Source organism: Streptomyces sp. NPDC091209 (assembly GCF_044757755.1).
GTDB lineage: Bacteria > Actinomycetota > Actinomycetes > Streptomycetales > Streptomycetaceae > Streptomyces.
This window is the reverse complement of the sequence record NZ_JBIVVR010000021.1, coordinates 122987-139666: the sequence shown is the minus strand read 5'-3', so window position 1 is coordinate 139666 and position 16680 is coordinate 122987. Positions and strand designations below refer to the sequence as shown.

General features: G+C 72.3%; 14 protein-coding genes. 5 read left to right on the top strand and 9 right to left on the bottom strand.

What is annotated here, in order from left to right; genetic code table 11:
* Window positions 1–342: 342 nt before the first annotated feature.
* Window positions 343–1356, top strand: a complete 1014-nt coding sequence (gene gap, locus ACIQRL_RS38875; RefSeq protein WP_401340671.1) for a type I glyceraldehyde-3-phosphate dehydrogenase — start codon at window positions 343–345, stop codon at window positions 1354–1356.
* A 385-nt stretch (window positions 1357–1741) separates the two neighbouring features.
* Here gap and egtD read toward each other — a convergent pair whose 3' ends face one another.
* Genes egtD through egtA form a run of 4 tightly spaced genes read right to left on the bottom strand, consistent with a single transcriptional unit; the run spans window position 1742 to window position 6157 of the window.
* The gene (egtD, locus tag ACIQRL_RS38870) at window positions 1742–2704 is read right to left on the bottom strand and encodes an L-histidine N(alpha)-methyltransferase (RefSeq protein ID WP_401340668.1); all 963 of its coding nucleotides are present in this window, start codon (window positions 2702–2704) and stop codon (window positions 1742–1744) included.
* Window positions 2701–3492 (bottom strand): ergothioneine biosynthesis protein EgtC, encoded by a 792-nt coding sequence (gene egtC / locus ACIQRL_RS38865; protein WP_401340666.1) that lies wholly within the window; start codon window positions 3490–3492, stop codon window positions 2701–2703. The genes egtD and egtC overlap by 4 nt, the downstream gene beginning before the upstream one ends.
* Window positions 3492–4823: an ergothioneine biosynthesis protein EgtB gene (gene egtB / locus ACIQRL_RS38860; RefSeq protein ID WP_401340664.1), complete on the bottom strand. Its 1332-nt coding sequence runs from the start codon at window positions 4821–4823 to the stop codon at window positions 3492–3494. Before egtB ends, egtC begins: the two co-directional genes overlap by 1 nt.
* Window positions 4820–6157 carry an ergothioneine biosynthesis glutamate--cysteine ligase EgtA gene (gene egtA, locus ACIQRL_RS38855; protein ID WP_401340663.1) on the bottom strand — a complete coding sequence of 446 codons (1338 nt, stop codon included), beginning with the start codon at window positions 6155–6157 and terminating at the stop codon, window positions 4820–4822. Before egtA ends, egtB begins: the two co-directional genes overlap by 4 nt.
* A gap of 256 nt (window positions 6158–6413) precedes the next feature.
* Between egtA and ACIQRL_RS38850 the strand changes: the two genes are divergently transcribed.
* Entirely contained in the window at window positions 6414–7247 is an 834-nt protein-coding gene (locus tag ACIQRL_RS38850) for a TIGR02452 family protein (RefSeq protein WP_401340661.1), read from the top strand.
* 591 nt (window positions 7248–7838) lie between these two features.
* Here ACIQRL_RS38850 and ACIQRL_RS38845 read toward each other — a convergent pair.
* The 5 genes from ACIQRL_RS38845 to ACIQRL_RS38825 all read right to left on the bottom strand — a co-directional run bounded on the left by ACIQRL_RS38845 (window position 7839) and on the right by ACIQRL_RS38825 (window position 12692).
* A complete protein-coding gene (locus ACIQRL_RS38845; RefSeq protein WP_401340658.1) occupies window positions 7839–8417 on the bottom strand; it encodes a hypothetical protein in 579 nt (192 codons plus the stop codon).
* A gap of 253 nt (window positions 8418–8670) precedes the next feature.
* On the bottom strand, window positions 8671–9117 hold the full coding sequence (locus ACIQRL_RS38840; RefSeq protein ID WP_401340655.1) for a type II toxin-antitoxin system PemK/MazF family toxin: 447 nt from the start codon (window positions 9115–9117) through the stop codon (window positions 8671–8673).
* A 203-nt stretch (window positions 9118–9320) separates the two neighbouring features.
* A complete protein-coding gene (locus ACIQRL_RS38835; RefSeq protein ID WP_401340653.1) occupies window positions 9321–10811 on the bottom strand; it encodes an SPFH domain-containing protein in 1491 nt (496 codons plus the stop codon).
* 214 nt (window positions 10812–11025) lie between these two features.
* Window positions 11026–11250, bottom strand: coding sequence for a hypothetical protein (locus tag ACIQRL_RS38830; protein WP_401340650.1), 225 nt, complete (start codon window positions 11248–11250; stop codon window positions 11026–11028).
* 20 nt (window positions 11251–11270) lie between these two features.
* A complete protein-coding gene (locus ACIQRL_RS38825) occupies window positions 11271–12692 on the bottom strand; it encodes an amidase (protein WP_401340647.1) in 1422 nt (473 codons plus the stop codon).
* 169 nt (window positions 12693–12861) lie between these two features.
* Here ACIQRL_RS38825 and ACIQRL_RS38820 point away from each other — a divergent pair, with 169 nt between their 5' ends.
* The 3 genes from ACIQRL_RS38820 to ACIQRL_RS38810 all read left to right on the top strand — a co-directional run bounded on the left by ACIQRL_RS38820 (window position 12862) and on the right by ACIQRL_RS38810 (window position 16660).
* Window positions 12862–13896, top strand: a complete 1035-nt coding sequence (locus ACIQRL_RS38820; RefSeq protein ID WP_401340645.1) for a LacI family DNA-binding transcriptional regulator — start codon at window positions 12862–12864, stop codon at window positions 13894–13896.
* 95 nt (window positions 13897–13991) lie between these two features.
* Window positions 13992–15206: a 4-hydroxybenzoate 3-monooxygenase gene (locus tag ACIQRL_RS38815; protein WP_401340643.1), complete on the top strand. Its 1215-nt coding sequence runs from the start codon at window positions 13992–13994 to the stop codon at window positions 15204–15206.
* Between the two features lie 17 nt (window positions 15207–15223).
* A complete protein-coding gene (locus tag ACIQRL_RS38810) occupies window positions 15224–16660 on the top strand; it encodes an aldehyde dehydrogenase family protein (RefSeq protein WP_401340641.1) in 1437 nt (478 codons plus the stop codon).
* Window positions 16661–16680: the final 20 nt, after the last annotated feature.

Genomic DNA, 16680 nt, shown 5'->3' with positions numbered 1-16680 from the left:
GCGCCGGCGCCACCTGGGGCCTCGGCAAGCTCTGGGAGCGGCTCCCCCTCGTGAACCGCACCCCCTGGCTGCGGTGACCGCGGGAACGCGGGCGGGCCCGGACGAGACTCCGCTCTTCGCGCCGCCTGCGCCCGGATGGGGCCGATCGGCCCTTGCCGGGGACCTGCGGCCCCTGCACGACGCATCCGTCGGGAACGACGCTGGAATCGGCACCCCGATCGGGAAAGCCGGCCAACCACCTCGTCGACGTCTCCCGGGAAGCCTCGCTGGTAGTCGTGGGCCGCCGTGTCCGCCGAGCGAACCCGCGGCTGAGACCCTCACCCTTCGAAGGAGTTCACCGTCATGACCGTACGCGTCGGTATCAACGGCTTCGGCCGCATCGGCCGCACCTATCTGCGCGCGGCACTGGAGCGCGCCGAGGCGGGTACCCAGTACGTCGAGGTGGTCGCGATCAACGACATCGCGCCGCCCGCCACCCTGGCCCATCTCCTCGAGTACGACTCGACGTTCGGACGTCTCGGGCGCGAGATTCTGAGTGACGACAGCTCCATCACCGTCGACGGCCGGCGCATCGCCGTCACCGCCGAGCGGGATCCGGCGGCCCTCCAGTGGGCCGACAACGGTGCCGACGTCGTCGTCGAGTCCACCGGCCGCTTCCGTGACCGCGACGCCGCCGCCCTGCACCTGAAGAGCGGCGCCCATACCGTGCTGCTCTCGGCGCCCGGCAAGAACGCGGACGCCACCATCGTGATGGGTGTCAACGACGACACGTACGACCGAGCCTCCGACCGGATCGTGTCGGCCGCCTCCTGCACGACCAACTGTGTCGCCCCGATGGTCAAGGTGCTGCACGAGGCGTTCGGGATCGAGCGCGGCGTGATGACCACCATCCACGGCTACACGAACGACCAGTCCCTGCTGGACGGCCCGCACAAGGATCTTCGCCGCGCGCGTTCGGCGGCGCTGAGCATCATCCCGACGAGCACGGGCGCCGCCCGCGCCGTCGGACTGGTCCTGCCCGAGCTGGCCGGCGCCCTGGACGGCATCGCGGTCCGCGTGCCCGTCGAGGACGGCTCGCTCACCGACCTCGCGGTGGTGCTGCGCCGCGAGGCGACGGCGGACGAGATCAACACCGTCTTCGCCGAGGCCGCGGAGGGCCCCCTGAAGGGCATCCTCCGGGTGACGCGGGCGCCCATCGTCTCCCGCGACGTCATCGGCGACCCGGCGTCCTGCGTCTTCGACCCGGCCCTGACCCAGGCCAACGGAACGCTGGCGAAAGTCTTCGGCTGGTACGACAACGAGTGGGGGTACACCAACCGCCTGCTCGACCTCACCGCGCTGGTCGCCGACGACTGACGCGGACAGCGGTGCCCGCCGTCGGCGCGCGGCGCCCGGCCGGTACACGGCCGGGCACCGGCCGGGCGTGGTCGCCGAGGCCACGGCATGGTGTCGGTCAACGCGTACACCGGCCAGGTCTGGTACCACTCGTGGCACGGCACCTTCCTCGGCACCAGCCCGCGATAGGACGTCGAGAGGGCGCCGGGTGTCCAGGGCCAGGGCTCGACGCGGTGCCGGCGGTCCGACGGGCACCCGCGAGGCCGCGCGTCGACCGTGGGCTCAGCGAAGCGGTCTCCGAGGTGAGGCGCTCCACCCCGGAGACCACTCGAAGGTGAGTCCGGCCGGTCGGGTTCAGCCGTCGTCCACGGCGCGCACCGGACCACCACCACCGCCCGGACCGGTACTACGCCGCCACGCTCAGCGACAGGGCGAAGCGGCCCTCCGTGTCCGTCCACCAGTGGGTCAGGCCGAAGCCGGCCGCGGCCAGTTCGGCGCGGACGCCGTCCTCGCGGAACTTCGCCGAGATCTCGGTCCGCAGTTCCTCGCCCTCCGCGAACTGGACGACGAGGTCGAGGGCCGGGATCTTCACGGTCTGCGCGATCCGCGACCGCAGCCGCATCTCGATCCACTCGTTCTCGGCGTCCCACAGCGCGACATGCTCGAACGCGTCGGGGTCGAAGTCGGCGCCGAGTTCACGGTCGACGACACTCAGCACGTTCTTGTTGAACGCCGCCGTCACCCCGGCCGCGTCGTCGTAGGCGGGCACGAGGACCGAAGCGTCCTTGACCAGGTCGGTACCGAGCAGCAGGGTGTCGCCGGGCGACAGCAGCGACCGTACGGACGCCAGGAAGGTCGCGCGCTCGGCGGGCAGCAGATTGCCGATGGTGCCGCCGAGGAAGGCCACGAGCCGTGGCCCGGGAGTGGCCGGGAGCGCGAGACCGTCGGTGAAGTCGGCGATCAGCGCGTGTACGTTCAGGCCCGGCCGCTCGGCGATCAGCGCGTGCCCGGCCTGGGTGAGCGCGCTCTCGCTGACATCCACGGGCACGTAGGTGTGCAGCTCCGGCAGGGCGTCCAGCAGATGGCGGGTCTTCTCCGACGAGCCGGAGCCGAGTTCGACGAGGGTGCGCGCACCGCTCGCCGCGGCGATCTCCCCGGCCCGCGCGAGCAGGATCTCGCGTTCGGCGCGCGTCGGGTAGTACTCCGGGAGTTCGGTGATCTTCTCGAAGAGCTCGCTGCCGAGGGCGTCGTAGAACCACTTCGGCGGCAGCGTCTTGGGCAGGTGTCCGAGGCCGTGCAGGACGTCGGCGCGCAGGGCCGCGTCCGTGGCGTCCTCGGGAAGGGTGCGGGTCAGCAGGAACGGACTCACGTACGGGGCTCCTTGTGCTGTGCGGGTGCCATGTCGTCGCTCATGTCCTTGAGCGGGGTGAGCAGTACCTCGGTGCGGTTCGCGGTGAGGAGGGTGCGGTCAGGGACCTCCCTCCAGCGCGGGTCGTCGTCGTGCGGCTCGGAGGCCACGAGGGTGCGACGGCCCGGATCGAGGAGGTACCAGAGGGTGTCGCCCCAGGCGGTCGCGGTGATCGTCCCGCCGTTGGTGAGCAGCAGGTTGAGCCGGGACCCGGGGGCCGCCTCGGCGACCTCCAGGACCGTGTCGCCCAGTGCCTGGCCCTCCTCGTCCCCGGCGCGCAGCCGGTGCAGGACCAGCGCCCACACGAACGCCGCGTCGCACCGGGCCTCCAGCGACAGCAACTCGGCGGCGGGCAGGCCCGATACGAGCGGGGTGAGCGCGTCCGGCCACCCGGCGACCGCGCCGTTGTGGCTGAACAGCCAGGGCCCCGCGGCGAACGGCGCCGCCGCGGCCTCCCCGTCCGCGCCCGCCACGGTCGCGTCCCGCACCGCGGCGAGCAGCGCCCGCGTCTTGACCACCCGGGCCAGGTCCGCGAACGACTGATCGCCCCAGATGGGCCCGGTGCGCCGGTAGCGGGCCGGGACCGGGTCGCCCTCGGCGTACCAACCCACCCCGAAGCCATCTGCGTTGACCGTCCCGTGCCGTTGCCGCCGGGGTGCCCAGGACTGCCGGAACAGGCTGTGCTCCGGTTCCACGAGGAGCGCGCCGAGCCTCTCCTCGTCTCCCAGGAACGCCAGATGACGGCACATCAGGAGCCTCCGTCGCGGGCCGTGCGGAACCCGGAGAAGATCTGCCGCCGGATGGGGTAGTCCCAGTTGCGGAACGTGCCTCGGCAGGCCACCTGGTCCACCGCGAACGAACCGCCGCGCAGCACCTTGTACTCCGGGCCGAAGAACACCTCCGAGTACTCCCGGTAGGGGAAGGCGACGAACCCGGGGTAGGGCTCCAGATCGCTCGACGTCCACTCCCACACGTCGCCGATCAACTGCCGTACGCCGAGAGGCGAGGCACCCGCCGGATAGCTTCCGGCCGGGGCCGGGCGCAGATGGCGCTGGCCCAGGTTGGCGTGCGCGGGGGAGGGGTCCTGGTCACCCCACGGGTAACGTGTGGAGCGGCCGGACGCCGGGTCGTGGCGGGCCGCCTTCTCCCACTCCGCCTCGGTGGGCAGCCGCCGCCCCGCCCAGCGCGCGTACGCGTCGGCCTCGTACCAGCACACGTGCAGGACGGGCTCGTCCGGCGGAACGACCTCGGTGACACCGAAGCGCCGCCGCAGCCACTGCCCGCCCTCGCTCCGCCAGAACAGCGGCGCCTCGATGCCGTGTTCGCGGATGTGGTTCCAGCCCTCGGGCGTCCACCAGCGCGGCTCGCCGTAGCCGCCGTCCTCGATGAAGGCCTGGTAGGCGGCGTTCGTGACGGGAGTGGTGTCGATGTAGAACGACGGGACCGTACGCCGGTGCGCGGGGCGCTCGTTGTCGAGCGCCCATGGCTCGGTGGACGTACCCATCACGAACGTGCCCCCGGGCACCAGGACTTCGGCGGGTCCGCCGAACGGCGGTGCGGGCTCGGGGTCCGGGGCCGTGAGGGCGGCGGGCCCCCGGCGGAGCTGATGGGTGATCAGCATGGTCTCGTCGTGCTGTTGTTCGTGCTGGGCGATCATGCCGAAGGCGAATCCCGACTCGGTCAGCCGGGTGCCCTGGAAGGCCGCGCTCTCCAGGACGTCGAGCGCCCGGCCCCGTACCTCGGCCGCGTACGTACGGGCCTCGGCGGGCGGCAGCAGCGGCAGTTTGGGCCGTTCGGAACGCGCGTGCTCGAACGCGTCGTAGAGCCCGTCGATCTCGGGCCGCATCGCCTCCCGCCCCGCGACCGCCCGCAGCAGCCACAGCTCCTCCTGGTTGCCGATGTGCGCGAGGTCCCACACCAGCGGAGACATCAACGGCGAGTGTTGCGCGGTCAGATCGGGGTCCTCCACACACGAGGTGAGGAGGGCGGTGCGGTCGCGGGCGGTGGTGAGCGCCTCCAGCGCGCGCTTCCTGAGCGACTCCGGATCCGTGAGCGGATCGGGGGCGGTCGTGCCGGTCATGAGCTGATGTCCTTCCCGTCGGACCGACCGTGCGGGCGGCCGTCGGAGCGGCGCCCGGATCGACCGTCGTGCTGTGAACGGACCACGCCGACCAGGTCGTCGGCGGGGCAGCGGCCCCGCGCCACATAGCGGTCGGTGAACTCGGCCACCGCGTCGAGGACCTCGGTGGTGGCACCGAGCCGGGGAAGCGCCTCGTACGCCGCCGCGAAACAGATCGCCGCGGCCTCGCGCAGCTCCGGATCGGCGAGGCCCAGCCGCGCGGCGTCCCGCCACAGCGGGTTGCGCGGCGCCGGACCGGGGCCCGCGCGCTCCGCGAGCGGCTTGACGGTCCGGTAGGCGACCTCGGCCGCCTCCGGGTCGTCGAAGAGCGCCGCCGTCACCGCTAGCGGCACGATCCAGCCGTTCTCGCCCGGCTGCGCGTCGATCATGCGCAGCTCCAGGTGGCCGCGCGGCCGCACCGGCGGGAACAGCGTCGTCATGTGGTAGTCGAGGTCCGCCCGGTCCGGAGGCGCGCCGGACCGGGTCCAGTCCCGGAAACTCAGGTCCTCCGGGACGTCCCAGGGCGCTTCGGGCGCCCGTACGCACATCACCGGCGCGTCCAGCACGTGCCGGGCCCAGGCGGCACGGGGATCACCTCCAAGAGCGGGCGCGTCGCTGCGTCCGGGGTCCATCGACGCCCACAGCGACTGCCGTGTCGAGCGCCAGCCGGTGCGCCGCCCCCGGGCCATCGGGGAGTGCGCGAACGCGGCCACCAGGACCGCGCCGAGCTGGTGGGCCAGCCACCAGCGGCGGCCGTGCCCGAGCGGGCCCGGCTCCTCGTAGCCGGCGTCCACGCACACCTGGACCGACGCGGACGTGCACATCATGGCGCGGCCCTCGGGTCCCGCGCGGTCGAGGTAGCGCTCCATGGCGTCGTACCTGGGCTCACGGAGATAGCGGCTCGGGGGGTTCCAGGGGTCCTGGCCGTATCCACTGAGGCCGAGACCCGCCTCGCGCAAGGTCGCGCGGACGGCGTCGAGGTCGGCCGAGACGGACCCCACGCACTCCATCAGGGAGCCGGCGGGAACGGAACTGAGTTCCAGCTGACCGCCGGGTTCGACGGTGAGCGCCGAACTCAGGGACAGGGTCCGCAGTGCGGCGTACGCCGCTTCGAGTCGTTCAGGTGGTACGGGGAGCCGCGGCCTGCGCAGCTCGTGGACGAGCCATTCAACTTCGACACCGAGGAGGCGGGGCGGACCGGTCTTGAAGCAGATGCCGCGGACCAGTGCCTCCACCTCGGCCTCGGTGACGGCGGAGCGTCGGCGCTCCGTACAGTCACTCACCGAATCGGACATGTAGGGATCCTCCTGAGATTCCAGCATGCCGCCGGCCCGGGGTCTGGTGGGTCGGGCCGACAATCACCTGTCCACCCAAGACCTTCTCGGCGGTTCGCACAAGGGTGCAAATGCTCGCTTTCGGGACCGGGAACCACTGTTTGCGGGGCCGCGAAACTCTGTTGCGCCGCACGACCAGCATCGCTCACGATGCGTTCATGGGCACGACGGGGGATCGCACGCAGGCCGCGCCCGTGGCGCGTACGGGGGTCGCGCCATGAGCGCGCGCCTGCGTGCGATCGCGCGGGAGACCGAGGAGATCGTGGCCGTCGGCGGCTACCGCGGCCCCTCCGGGGGCGCGGTGTCCATCGCCGCCGCCGTCGACAGCGCGCGGGCCGGTACGCGGCTGTACGGCCCGGAGCCGGTGGAGACACCCTCGGTGACCCCGGTCGGCACATCGTTCGAGGTCACGGGTGAGAGCAGCCTGGAGGCGGCCCACCGGCTGACCTGCCTGGGCGCTGCCCCGGTCGCCGTGCTGAACTTCTCCTCGGCGCGCAATCCCGGCGGCGGCTATCTGAACGGGGCGCAGGCCCAGGAGGAGGCCCTGTGCCGGGCCTCGGCGCTGTACACCTGCCTGCTGCGGGCCCGGGATTTCTACGACCATCACCGCGCCCACCGTGACGCGTTCTACACGGACCGTGTCATTCACTCACCCGGAGTACCCGTCTTCCGTGACGACCGCGGCCGGCTCCTCGACAAGCCGTTTCCGGCTGGATTCCTCACCGCGGCGGCCCCGAACGCCGGAGTCGTCCTGCGGACCACCCCGCAGCGCGCGGCCGACCTGCCGGGCGCGCTCGCGATCCGCGCCGAACGCGTCCTGGAGACGGCCGCCGCCCACGGCTACCGCCGCCTGGTCCTCGGGGCCTGGGGCTGCGGGGTCTTCCAGAACGATCCGGCGCAGGTGGCCCGGGCCTTCCGCGGGCTGCTGGTCGAGGGCCGCTTCGAGGGGCGGTTCGACCACGTGGTGTTCGGGATCCTGGACCGAACACCAGGCCGGACCACACACCGGGCATTCGAGCAGGCGTTCGCATTCGAACTCCGGGGGGCGTGACGCGCCCTCGTGGGGGCGCGTCGCCCGGCGGCCAGGGCCCGGCGGCCAGGGCCCGGCGACCTTCGCTTGGCGGCCTTGGCTCGATATCCAGGGCCCGGTACCCCGCGCCTCGTGGCCCCTCACTCCGCCACCGTCAGCGGCCCCGCCGTCACCGGTCACCGCTTCGCGGCGCCGAGCCAAGGTCAGGCCGCAGTGGCGCCCCGCTCAGGTCCGTTGCGGCCGGGCCAGGGCATCCACCGGCGGCGATCGCCGCCGGTGCCACCTCCGCCCACGCGGGCTCCGGCTTCTACCCCAAAGTCGATTCGCACAAGGGCGGGCCGAACGGGCCCGACTTCGACCGTGTCGACCAGGCGGTGTTCGCCCCGTTCCCGCCCTTCATGCAGCGTCGGCGAGCATGTACGGCACGACTTCGGCGACGACGTCCTCCGTGGCGGTCACGGGCGTGGGCGGTACTTCCTCAACGGCGACGAGGACTACTCGAAGCACCCCGGGACACACGGAGCGGAGTTCCGCGACCGAACGTCCCGCAGACCTGAAGCCGGGTCCCGCACAGGGGACCCGGCTTCCGGTTCGAACGGCAGCGGCGTCAGCTCACCCCGCCCGGTTCGACCCAAGGCACAGGGTGTACTTCGTGGAGTCGTCCTCCTCGGTGTACGCGGCTTCGAAGCCCGGGTACCGCTCGCACTTCTTGTAGGAGGTGCTGCCGGTGAGCCTGCCTATGATCTTGTAGTCGGCGTCGGCGTCACCACACCCGACGACGGAGACATCCGGGTCGCTGCTGCTCCCACTGACGTGCACGCACTGGCCGATGTGCGCGAACTCCGGGTCGCCCTCGTCGGCGACGGCCAGCAGCCCGATGATGAGAACGGGCACCAGCGGCCCGAGGATGGCCAAGCGCAGGAAGACCGGCCTGCCCGGGTCCATCGGCCGGCCCGGGGCCCCCGGGATCGGCTCGGCCAGGCGGTTGATCTTCATCCGCTGCGGGATGTTGATCAGCATGGTGATCGGGTTGATGACCGATGAGGCAATGCCCCACCAGCCCTGCCAGAGGCTCTTGGCCGTCATCTCTCGATGTGCGGCGATACCGCAGCGGCGACAGAACGGCCCTTGGAGCTTGAGGAACCGCATGATCACCAGAAAGCCCTGGTGACCGCGGACAGTGGCCTCCACAGCCGGAACGGAACCGCAGAAACGGCAGGCCGGACCGTACCCGTACGGCGGGAACTGGCCGGACGCGGGACCGAACTGCCCCGCTGCCGGCGGTGGAGCAGTGGGGGAGCCAAAGGGGGATGGCGGTGTGCTCAAAAGGTTTCCCAAGATCGATGTGAACAAGAGCACTGCAGGGTAGCGAGGCCGACTGACATCACATGATCTTGCGACCGCCTGCTGCGGGAAACCGTCACCAGACCGTGCCCTGACCGGGCTACCTCCAGCGGTAGAGCTCCTTGAGCCGGTTGACGACGAGGTTGAAACGTCCCCGGTCCAGGGCGCAGGCCTCGCGGCGCATGCCCTGGTCGTGGACGCGGAGAACCCGGTCGACGTTCACCCAGGAGGCGCGGCCGGACTTGTCCCAGGGGCCGGAGCCGATCGCCACCCACTCGCGGTCGTCGTTGTGTTCCTTGCTGGACAGTTGCACCGCCAGCAGCGTCCCCGCGGCCTCCCGGGCCACGACCAACACGGGGCGGTCCTTGCCCCGGCCGTCGTTCTCCTCGAAGGGCACCCACGTCCAGACGATCTCGCCGGGATCCGGGTCGCCGTCGTGCGCGGGGGAGTACTCGGTCTTCACGGGGCCGACCTCGCGGGGCTCGGCCTCGGAGGTCGCGGTGGGGCCGTATCGGCCGGGAACGTCGTCTTCGGTAAAGGCAGTCACGCGGGCCACGGTAGAGCCTGCGCCGGGCACCGTGGCAGGCGGGTCCGCGGCCGTACGGCATCGAGTGAACGGCAGGCATGGCCCAACTCCCCCGCAGCTCCCGCCGTACGGCATCGGGCGTACCGGAGCTGTGATCCAACTCCCGTACGCCCGAGCCTCATTGATCAGAATCTCCGGTGCCTGCGCGCCTCAGCGCGTCGACCTCACCCCTCGTCCTTCTCCACGGGCACCTTCTCGGCGCGCGGCGGCACCAACCCGCCGAGCTCGGGCGCCGGGTTCTTGGCCGGGCCCCCCTCCGGGTTCATCGTCGAGAGCAACTGGCGTGCCAGACCGAGGCCGGTGCCCCCCATGGTGAGAGCCTTGGCGAACAGCTCCGACATGCCGTCGGCCCCGTTGAGCAGCACCATGTGATCCACGTTGCCGAACGCGCTCGCGCCCGCCTGTACGATCTCCGGCCAGTTCTCGGCGAGTTGCTGGGCGACGACCGCTTCCTGGTTCTCGGCGAGCGCGGCGGCCCGGGCCTGGATGGCCTCCGCCTCCGCGAGACCCTGGGCCCGGGTCGCCTCGGCTGCCGCGAGGCCCTTGGCCTGGGCGGCGGCGGCCTCGGCCTCACCGGTGGCGCGGGTCGCCAGCGCGGCGGCCGTACCCCGGGCCTTGGTCGCCTCGGCCTCGGCGTTGGCGGCCGTCTTGACCCGGGTCGCCTCCGCCGCCGCGGCCAGTTCGGTCTCCCTGGCCTGAGCCTGCGCCGCCGAGATCCGCGCGTCACGCTCGGCCTCGGCCCGGGCCCGGATCTCGTACGCCCTGGCGTCCGCCGGCTTGCGGACGTCCGCCTGGAGTTGCTGCTCGCGGCGGTGCGCCTCCAGTTCCGCGACCCGTGTCTCCTGGACGACGACGTCCTGCTGAGCGGCGGCCGCCGCGAGCGGGCCGGCCATCTGGGCCGTCGCCGCCGCCTTGTCGCGCTCGGCCTGGTAACCGGCCTGCTGGATCTCGCTGTCCCGGGTCGCCTCCGACATCCGTGCCGCGGCCTTCTGTTCGGCCTCGGTGGCGAGCCGGTTGGCCTCCGCCTGGGCGATGCGCGCGTCCCGCTGTACGGCCGCGGCGTGCGGCATGGCCAGGTTCCGGATGTAGCCGGTCGGGTCCTCGATCTCGTGGATCTGCAGCGAGTCGACGATCAGACCGAGCTTCTCCATCTCCGTGCCGCACGCGGCCCGGGTCTGGCCGGTCAGCTTCTCCCGGTCGCGGATCATGTCCTCGACGGTCAACCCGCCGACGATGGACCGCAGATGACCGGCGAAGACGTTGTGCACCCGCTCGGCCATCATCTTCTGCTGGTCGAGGAAACGACGCCCCGCGTTGGCGATCGACACGAAGTCGTCGCCCACCTTGAAGATGACCACGCCCCGCACCTTCAGCGGAATGCCCTGGGTGGTCACGCAGTCCACGTGCAGCTCGGTCTCGTTGAGGTCGAGCGAGATCTTCCGCACCGCCTGCACGCCCGGCAGGACCAGCGTGCCGCGCCCCGTCACGATGCGGAAACCCATGCCGTCTTCGAGACCCTCGGTCCGATGCTTCGAACCGGAGATGATCAACGCTTCGTTGGGCTCCGCGACGCGCCACATGAGCTTGAAGACCACAACGATGAAGATCAGTGCGAGGACAATCGTCCCCGCCACGACGCCGACAACCATCGGCATACGCCCCCTTTGCATGGTGCCCTATCGGCACCGAACGAAGGGAGTGTGCTCCTCGCCGACAGCGGGGAACAGGGGTGCGGAGATCCTTGTTGCGTTCTTGACGCATACGGTTCTCACCTGGGGCGAAGGCAGCTCAACTGTCGTATGGACGGCGTGAGTCAGCCGCTGATTCGCGGTGCCGACGCGGTGCCGTCGCGGTGCCGTCGCGGTGCCGTCAGTTGTCGTACGCGGCCGAGACGTACACCGTGCGCGGCGCCAGGTACTCGACCACCATCACCACCGTGCCCCGCTCGATGCGGTCCTGCGGCGCGGCCGGATAGGCGAGGAAGTGCTCGGCGCCGCCACGCACGCGGACGATCACCTCGCCGACGAGCCCGGGTCCGACCGTGCCGGTGACCCGTCCCATCAAACCGACCATCGACGCATCGTCCATGGTCACAGCGTAAGGCCGGAACTCCCCTACGCCGCCGGGGAGTCCGTGACGCTTTCGTAGGACGGCCACTCCTCGTGCCAGCGCCGGTCCGCCTCCAACTGCGCGGCCAGCGACACCAGCAGCGGTTCGCTGTCCGCCGGGCCGAGCAACTGCGCGCCGACCGGGAGCCCTTCGCCGACGAAGCCGGCGGGCACGTTCACGCCCGGCCAACCCAGGATGTTCCACGGCCAGGCGTACGGGCAGGCGGCGATCATGGCCCGGTCGGTGCGGAAGCCGCTCAGGCCGAACATCGCGCCGATCCGCGGCGGGGGAGCGGCGGTCGTCGGCGCGAGCAGCACGTCGTAGGTGTCGAAGAGCGCGCCGATACGCCGTTGCAGCGTTGCCTCGGCCCGTCGGGACGCGCGCAGCGGCGCCCCGCCGAGCAGCCGGCCGAGGCGTGCGGCGTCGTGCGTGCGCCGGTCGAGGAGTTCGGGGAACGGCGCGTCGCGCACGCGCTCCGCGATGCCGGCCGTGGCGCGCGGGACGAACGCGAACCCGATCCGCCCATAGCGCGGATCGGCCTCCTCCACCGTGTGCCCGAGCCCGGCGAGCCGCTCCGCGAGCGCGAGAACCTTCGCCCGTACGGCCGGGTCGAGCCGCGCGGGAACCGCGGTGAAGGGCGGCTTCAGCGACAGCGCGATGCGCAGCCGGCCGGGATCGCGCCCCACGGCGTCGCGGACGCGCAGCGCGGCGGGCCGGTGCAGATCGCCCGCGTGGCTGCCGCTCGCCGCGTCCAGCAGCAGGGCCGCGTCCGCGACCGTGCGGGCGAGCGTGCCGTTGACCGTGATGCCCTGGAAGGACTCCGGGCGCGGCCAGGTCGAGATCCGGCCGCGCTGCGGCTTGATGCCGACCAGATGGGTCCAGGCGGCCGGGATGCGGACCGAGCCCGCGCCGTCCGAGCCCAGCGCGGCGGGTACCAGGCCCGCGGCCACGGCGGCCGCGGAGCCCCCGGACGAGCCGCCCGGAGTGTGCCCGTGGTGCCAGGGGTTGCGGGTCGCGCCGAAGGCGGGGCCCTCGGTGAACGGCCACTGGCCCAGCTCGCAGGTGTTGGTCTTGCCGATCACGACGGCACCGGCCGCGCGCACACGGCGTACCGCCTCGCCGTCCTCGGCCACCGGCGGGAAGTCCCCCGGACAGCCGAACGCGGTCGGTTCGCCCGCCACGTCCATGTCGTCCTTGACCGCCAGCGGTACGCCGAGCAGCGGCCGCCGCCCGCCCGCCGCCAGTTCCCTGTCCGCCGCGTCGGCCTCCGCGAGCGCGGCCTCGGCGCGCACCAGCCGGAAGGCGTTCACCGTGGGGGCCGCCTCGATCCGGGCGAGCGCCCGCTCGACCAGCTCGCGCGAGCTCACCTCGCCGGCGGCCAGCGCACGCGCGCTCTCGGTCAGCCCTGGGGCTCGGTCGGGGGTCATTCGGGTCACCTCCGGAGCACGTTGTCTACCGAACGGTAACCTCTGTGTCGGTGCTTCGGTACGGGACAGGCAACCTGCTTGGTGGAAGGGGCGGTTCCGCGATCCGGGGGCTCGGCCGGGTGCCCCGGCACACCGTGGCGTCCGGACTCCTGCAAGGATGCGGTACGTCATGGTGCAGATACCGAAGCAGTCCTCCCAGCCGGCGCCCGCACAACGACCCGTACCGACCAGTGCCGATGTGGCACGCCTCGCGGGTGTCTCGCGCGCGACCGTCTCGTACGTCCTGAACAACACCAGCGCCGTCCGCATCAGCGAACCCACCCGGCTCCGGGTCCGCGAGGCCGCCGAGGAGCTCGGATACGTCCCGCACGCGGCCGCCCGCAGTCTGCGCGCCGGACACAGCCGCATGGTCCTGATGCCCGCCCCGACCGTGCCGGTGGGCCCGCTCTACCACCAGTTCTTCACCGAACTCCAGTCGGCGCTCGGCCGGCTCGACTACACCGTCGTGCAGTACGGCAGCGTCGGCCTCCGGGGTGACGAGGCGGCTCGCGCCTGGGCCGAGCTGCGCCCCGTCGCCGTCCTGGTGCCCGGCAGCGGGCTCGGTCCGCAGGGTGTGGCGGTCCTCAAGCGGGCCGGCGCCCGCGCCGTGGTCACGCTGGGCCCCGAACGGGTCGAGGGCGCCCACGCGCTGCTCATGGACCACGAGCGGGTCGGCCACTGCGCGGGCGTCCATCTGCTGTCCGCGGGGCGGCGCCGCATCGGCGTGGTGATGCCCGAGGAGACCGGTCTGGAGATCTTCTCCAGACCCCGCCTCGACGGCGTACGGCGGGCCGTGCGCGGCACGGACGCGACCGTGACCGAACTGCCTCTCGCGTACGAGGAGGAGGCCGCGGCCCGGCTCGCGGCGCGCTGGCGTCCGCTGGGCCTGGACGCCGTCTTCGCGTACAACGACGAGTACGCGATGCTCCTCATGCGCGCCCTTCAGGACGAAGGGGTCGCCATACCCGAGGAGACCGCCGTCGTGGGCGCCGACGACCTCATGCTCGGCCGGCTGCTCCGGCCCCGGCTGACCACCGTCCACATCGAGTTGCCCTCCGGCCGCGACCTCGCCGAACTGGTCGACCGGGCGGTCCGCGAACCGGGTGCCGAGCCCGAGACGCACGAGGTGCTGGGAGCACGCGTCGTGCACCGCGCGTCGAGCTGAGAGAGGCTGGGCCTGTCCGCCCGGCCCGTGCGCGGCCGGGCCGGTCCCCCGTGCCGGAGCCAGGCCCCGGCGGCAACGGACTCCGGAGGCGCGTCATGCGGACGACGGTCGGCATCATCGGCGGCGGCCCGGCAGGGCTTCTGCTGGCCCGGCTGCTGCACCGGACGGGGACCGACTGCGTCGTGCTGGAGAGCAGGACGCGGGCGTACGTCGAGCGGCGTCAGCGGGCCGGGATGCTGGAGCAGGGCACGGTCGACGCGCTGCGCGCGTGCGGAGCGGGCGAGCGGCTGGACGCCGAGGGCCTGGTCCACCACGGCATCGAGCTGCGCTTCGACGGTGAGCGCCACCACATCGACTTCCCCGGGCTGACGGGCGGCCGGACCGTCACGATCTACGCCCAGACGGAGATCGTGAAGGATCTCGTCGCCCTCCAACTCGACTCCGGGCCACCCCTGTTGTTCGAGGCCGAGGCGCTCGCGGTGGAGAGGCCGGAGACCGGTTCACCGGTCGTGCGGTTCCTGCACGAGGGACGTGAACGGACGCTGGACTGCGACTGGGTGGTGGGCTGCGACGGCTCGCACGGCATCGCGCGCGCCGCCTTCCCGGCCGGGACAGGCCGCTCGTACGCGCACGACCACCCGTACTCCTGGCTCGGCGTCCTCGCCGATGTACCGCCCTCCTGCGAGGAGTTGATCTACGCGCGGGGTGCCACCGGCTTCGCCCTGCACAGCATGCGTTCCCCGTCGGTGTCCCGGCTGTACCTCCAGGTCCCGAACGGCACCGACGTCGCCGAATGGCCCGACGAGCGCGTCTGGGACGAACTGGCCGCGCGCTTCGCCGTCGACGGGGACTGGCGGCTGGAGCGCGGTCCCGTCACCGCCAAGTCGGTGACCCCGATGCGCAGTCGGGTCCACGAGCCGATGCGCCACGGGCGGCTGTTCCTGGCCGGGGACGCGGCCCACATCGTGCCGCCGACCGGCGCCAAGGGGCTCAACCTCGCGGTCTCCGACGTACGGCTTCTGGCCCGCGGCTTCGCCGAGCTGCACCGCACCGGATCGGCCGAACTCCTGCATCACTACTCGGAGTTGGCACTGGAACGGGTGTGGCAGGCGACGCGCTTCTCGTACGACATGACTAGGATGTTGCACGCTCAACCAGATGGGGACGCCTTCGACCACCGGATGCAGCTCGCGCGACTGCGCCGGATCACGGCATCCCGTCCCGCCGCCGCCGAACTGGCCGCGAACTACACGGGACTTCCGCTCGCCCCGAGCCGTACAGGCCCGCTGAGTCCCGCTGGTGATCAGTGAACGATCGGAGAGCCGACATGCCGCTGCTCGACCCCACGACCTGGCAGTCCCGCCCGCTCTCGGGCGATGAGTACACCGTCACCGAGCCCGCCACCGGCGAGAGCCTCGGCACCGTCACGCTCGCGGGCGCCGAGGACGTCGCGACGGCCGCGTCGACCGCACGCGCCGCCCAGACCGAGTGGGCGAGGACCCCGCACTTCGCGCGCGCCGCCGTACTGCGCAGGGCCGGGGACCTCTTCGCCGCGCACGCCGACGAACTGCGCGACTGGATCGTGCGGGAGTCCGGCTCCATCCCGGGCAAGGCGGACTTCGAACTGCACGTCGCCGCCCAGGAGTGCTACGAGGCGGCCGCCCTCGCCTCGCGCCCGACGGGCCAGATCCTGCCCTCGGAGGCGCCGCGTCTGTCGTACACCCGCCGCGTCCCGGTCGGTGTCGTGGGCGTGATCGCGCCCTTCAACGCGCCGCTGATCCTCTCGATCCGCTCGGTCGCCCCGGCGCTCGCGCTCGGCAACGGCGTGGTTCTGAAGCCGGATCCGCGCACCGCCGTGTGCGGCGGCCTCGCGCTCGCCGCCGTCCTCGCCGAGGCGGGACTTCCCGACGGGTTGTTGCAGGTGTTGCCCGGCGGCCCCGAGGCCGGCCGCGCCCTGGTCGCCGACCCACTGGTCCCTGTCATCTCCTTCACCGGCTCGACCGCCGCCGGACGCGCGGTCGGTGAGGCGGCCGGCCGTCATCTCAAGCGCGCACACCTGGAGTTGGGCGGGAACTCCGCCCTGGTCGTCCTTGAGGACGCCGATCTCGACGCGGTCATCTCCACGGCGGCCTGGGGCTCGTTCTTCCATCAGGGCCAGATCTGCATGACGACCGGCCGTCACCTGGTCCATGCCTCGCTCTACGAGGAGTACGTCGAACGGCTCGCCGCCAAGGCCGACTCGCTGGCCGTCGGCGACCCGCACCGCGAACAGGTACACCTCGGGCCCATCATCGACGAGTCCCAACTCGCCAAGATCCGGGGGCTGGTGGAGTCCAGCACGGCCAGTGGCGCGAAGCTGGCGGCGGGCGGAACGTACGACCGGCTCTTCTACCGGCCCACCGTGCTCACCGGAGTCGACGACGCGACCCCCGCGTACGCGGAGGAGGTCTTCGGCCCGGTCGCTCCGGTCCGTTCCTTCAGCACCCTCGACGAGGCGGCAGCTCTCGCGTCGGCGGGACCGTACGGCCTCTCCCTGGGCATCGTCACCCGGGACACCGCGCTCGGCCTGGACCTCGCCGAGCGCATCCCGACCGGTATCGCCCACATCAACGACCAGACCGTCAACGACGAGGCCGTCGCGCCCTTCGGCGGTACCGGCGCCTCCGGCACCGGTGCCCGCTTCGGCGGCGAGGCCAATCTGGAGGCCTTCACCGACGTACGGTGGACGACGGTGCGCGGGGACGTGGCGGCCTACCCGTTCTAGGAACTCACGGCGCGGACGCA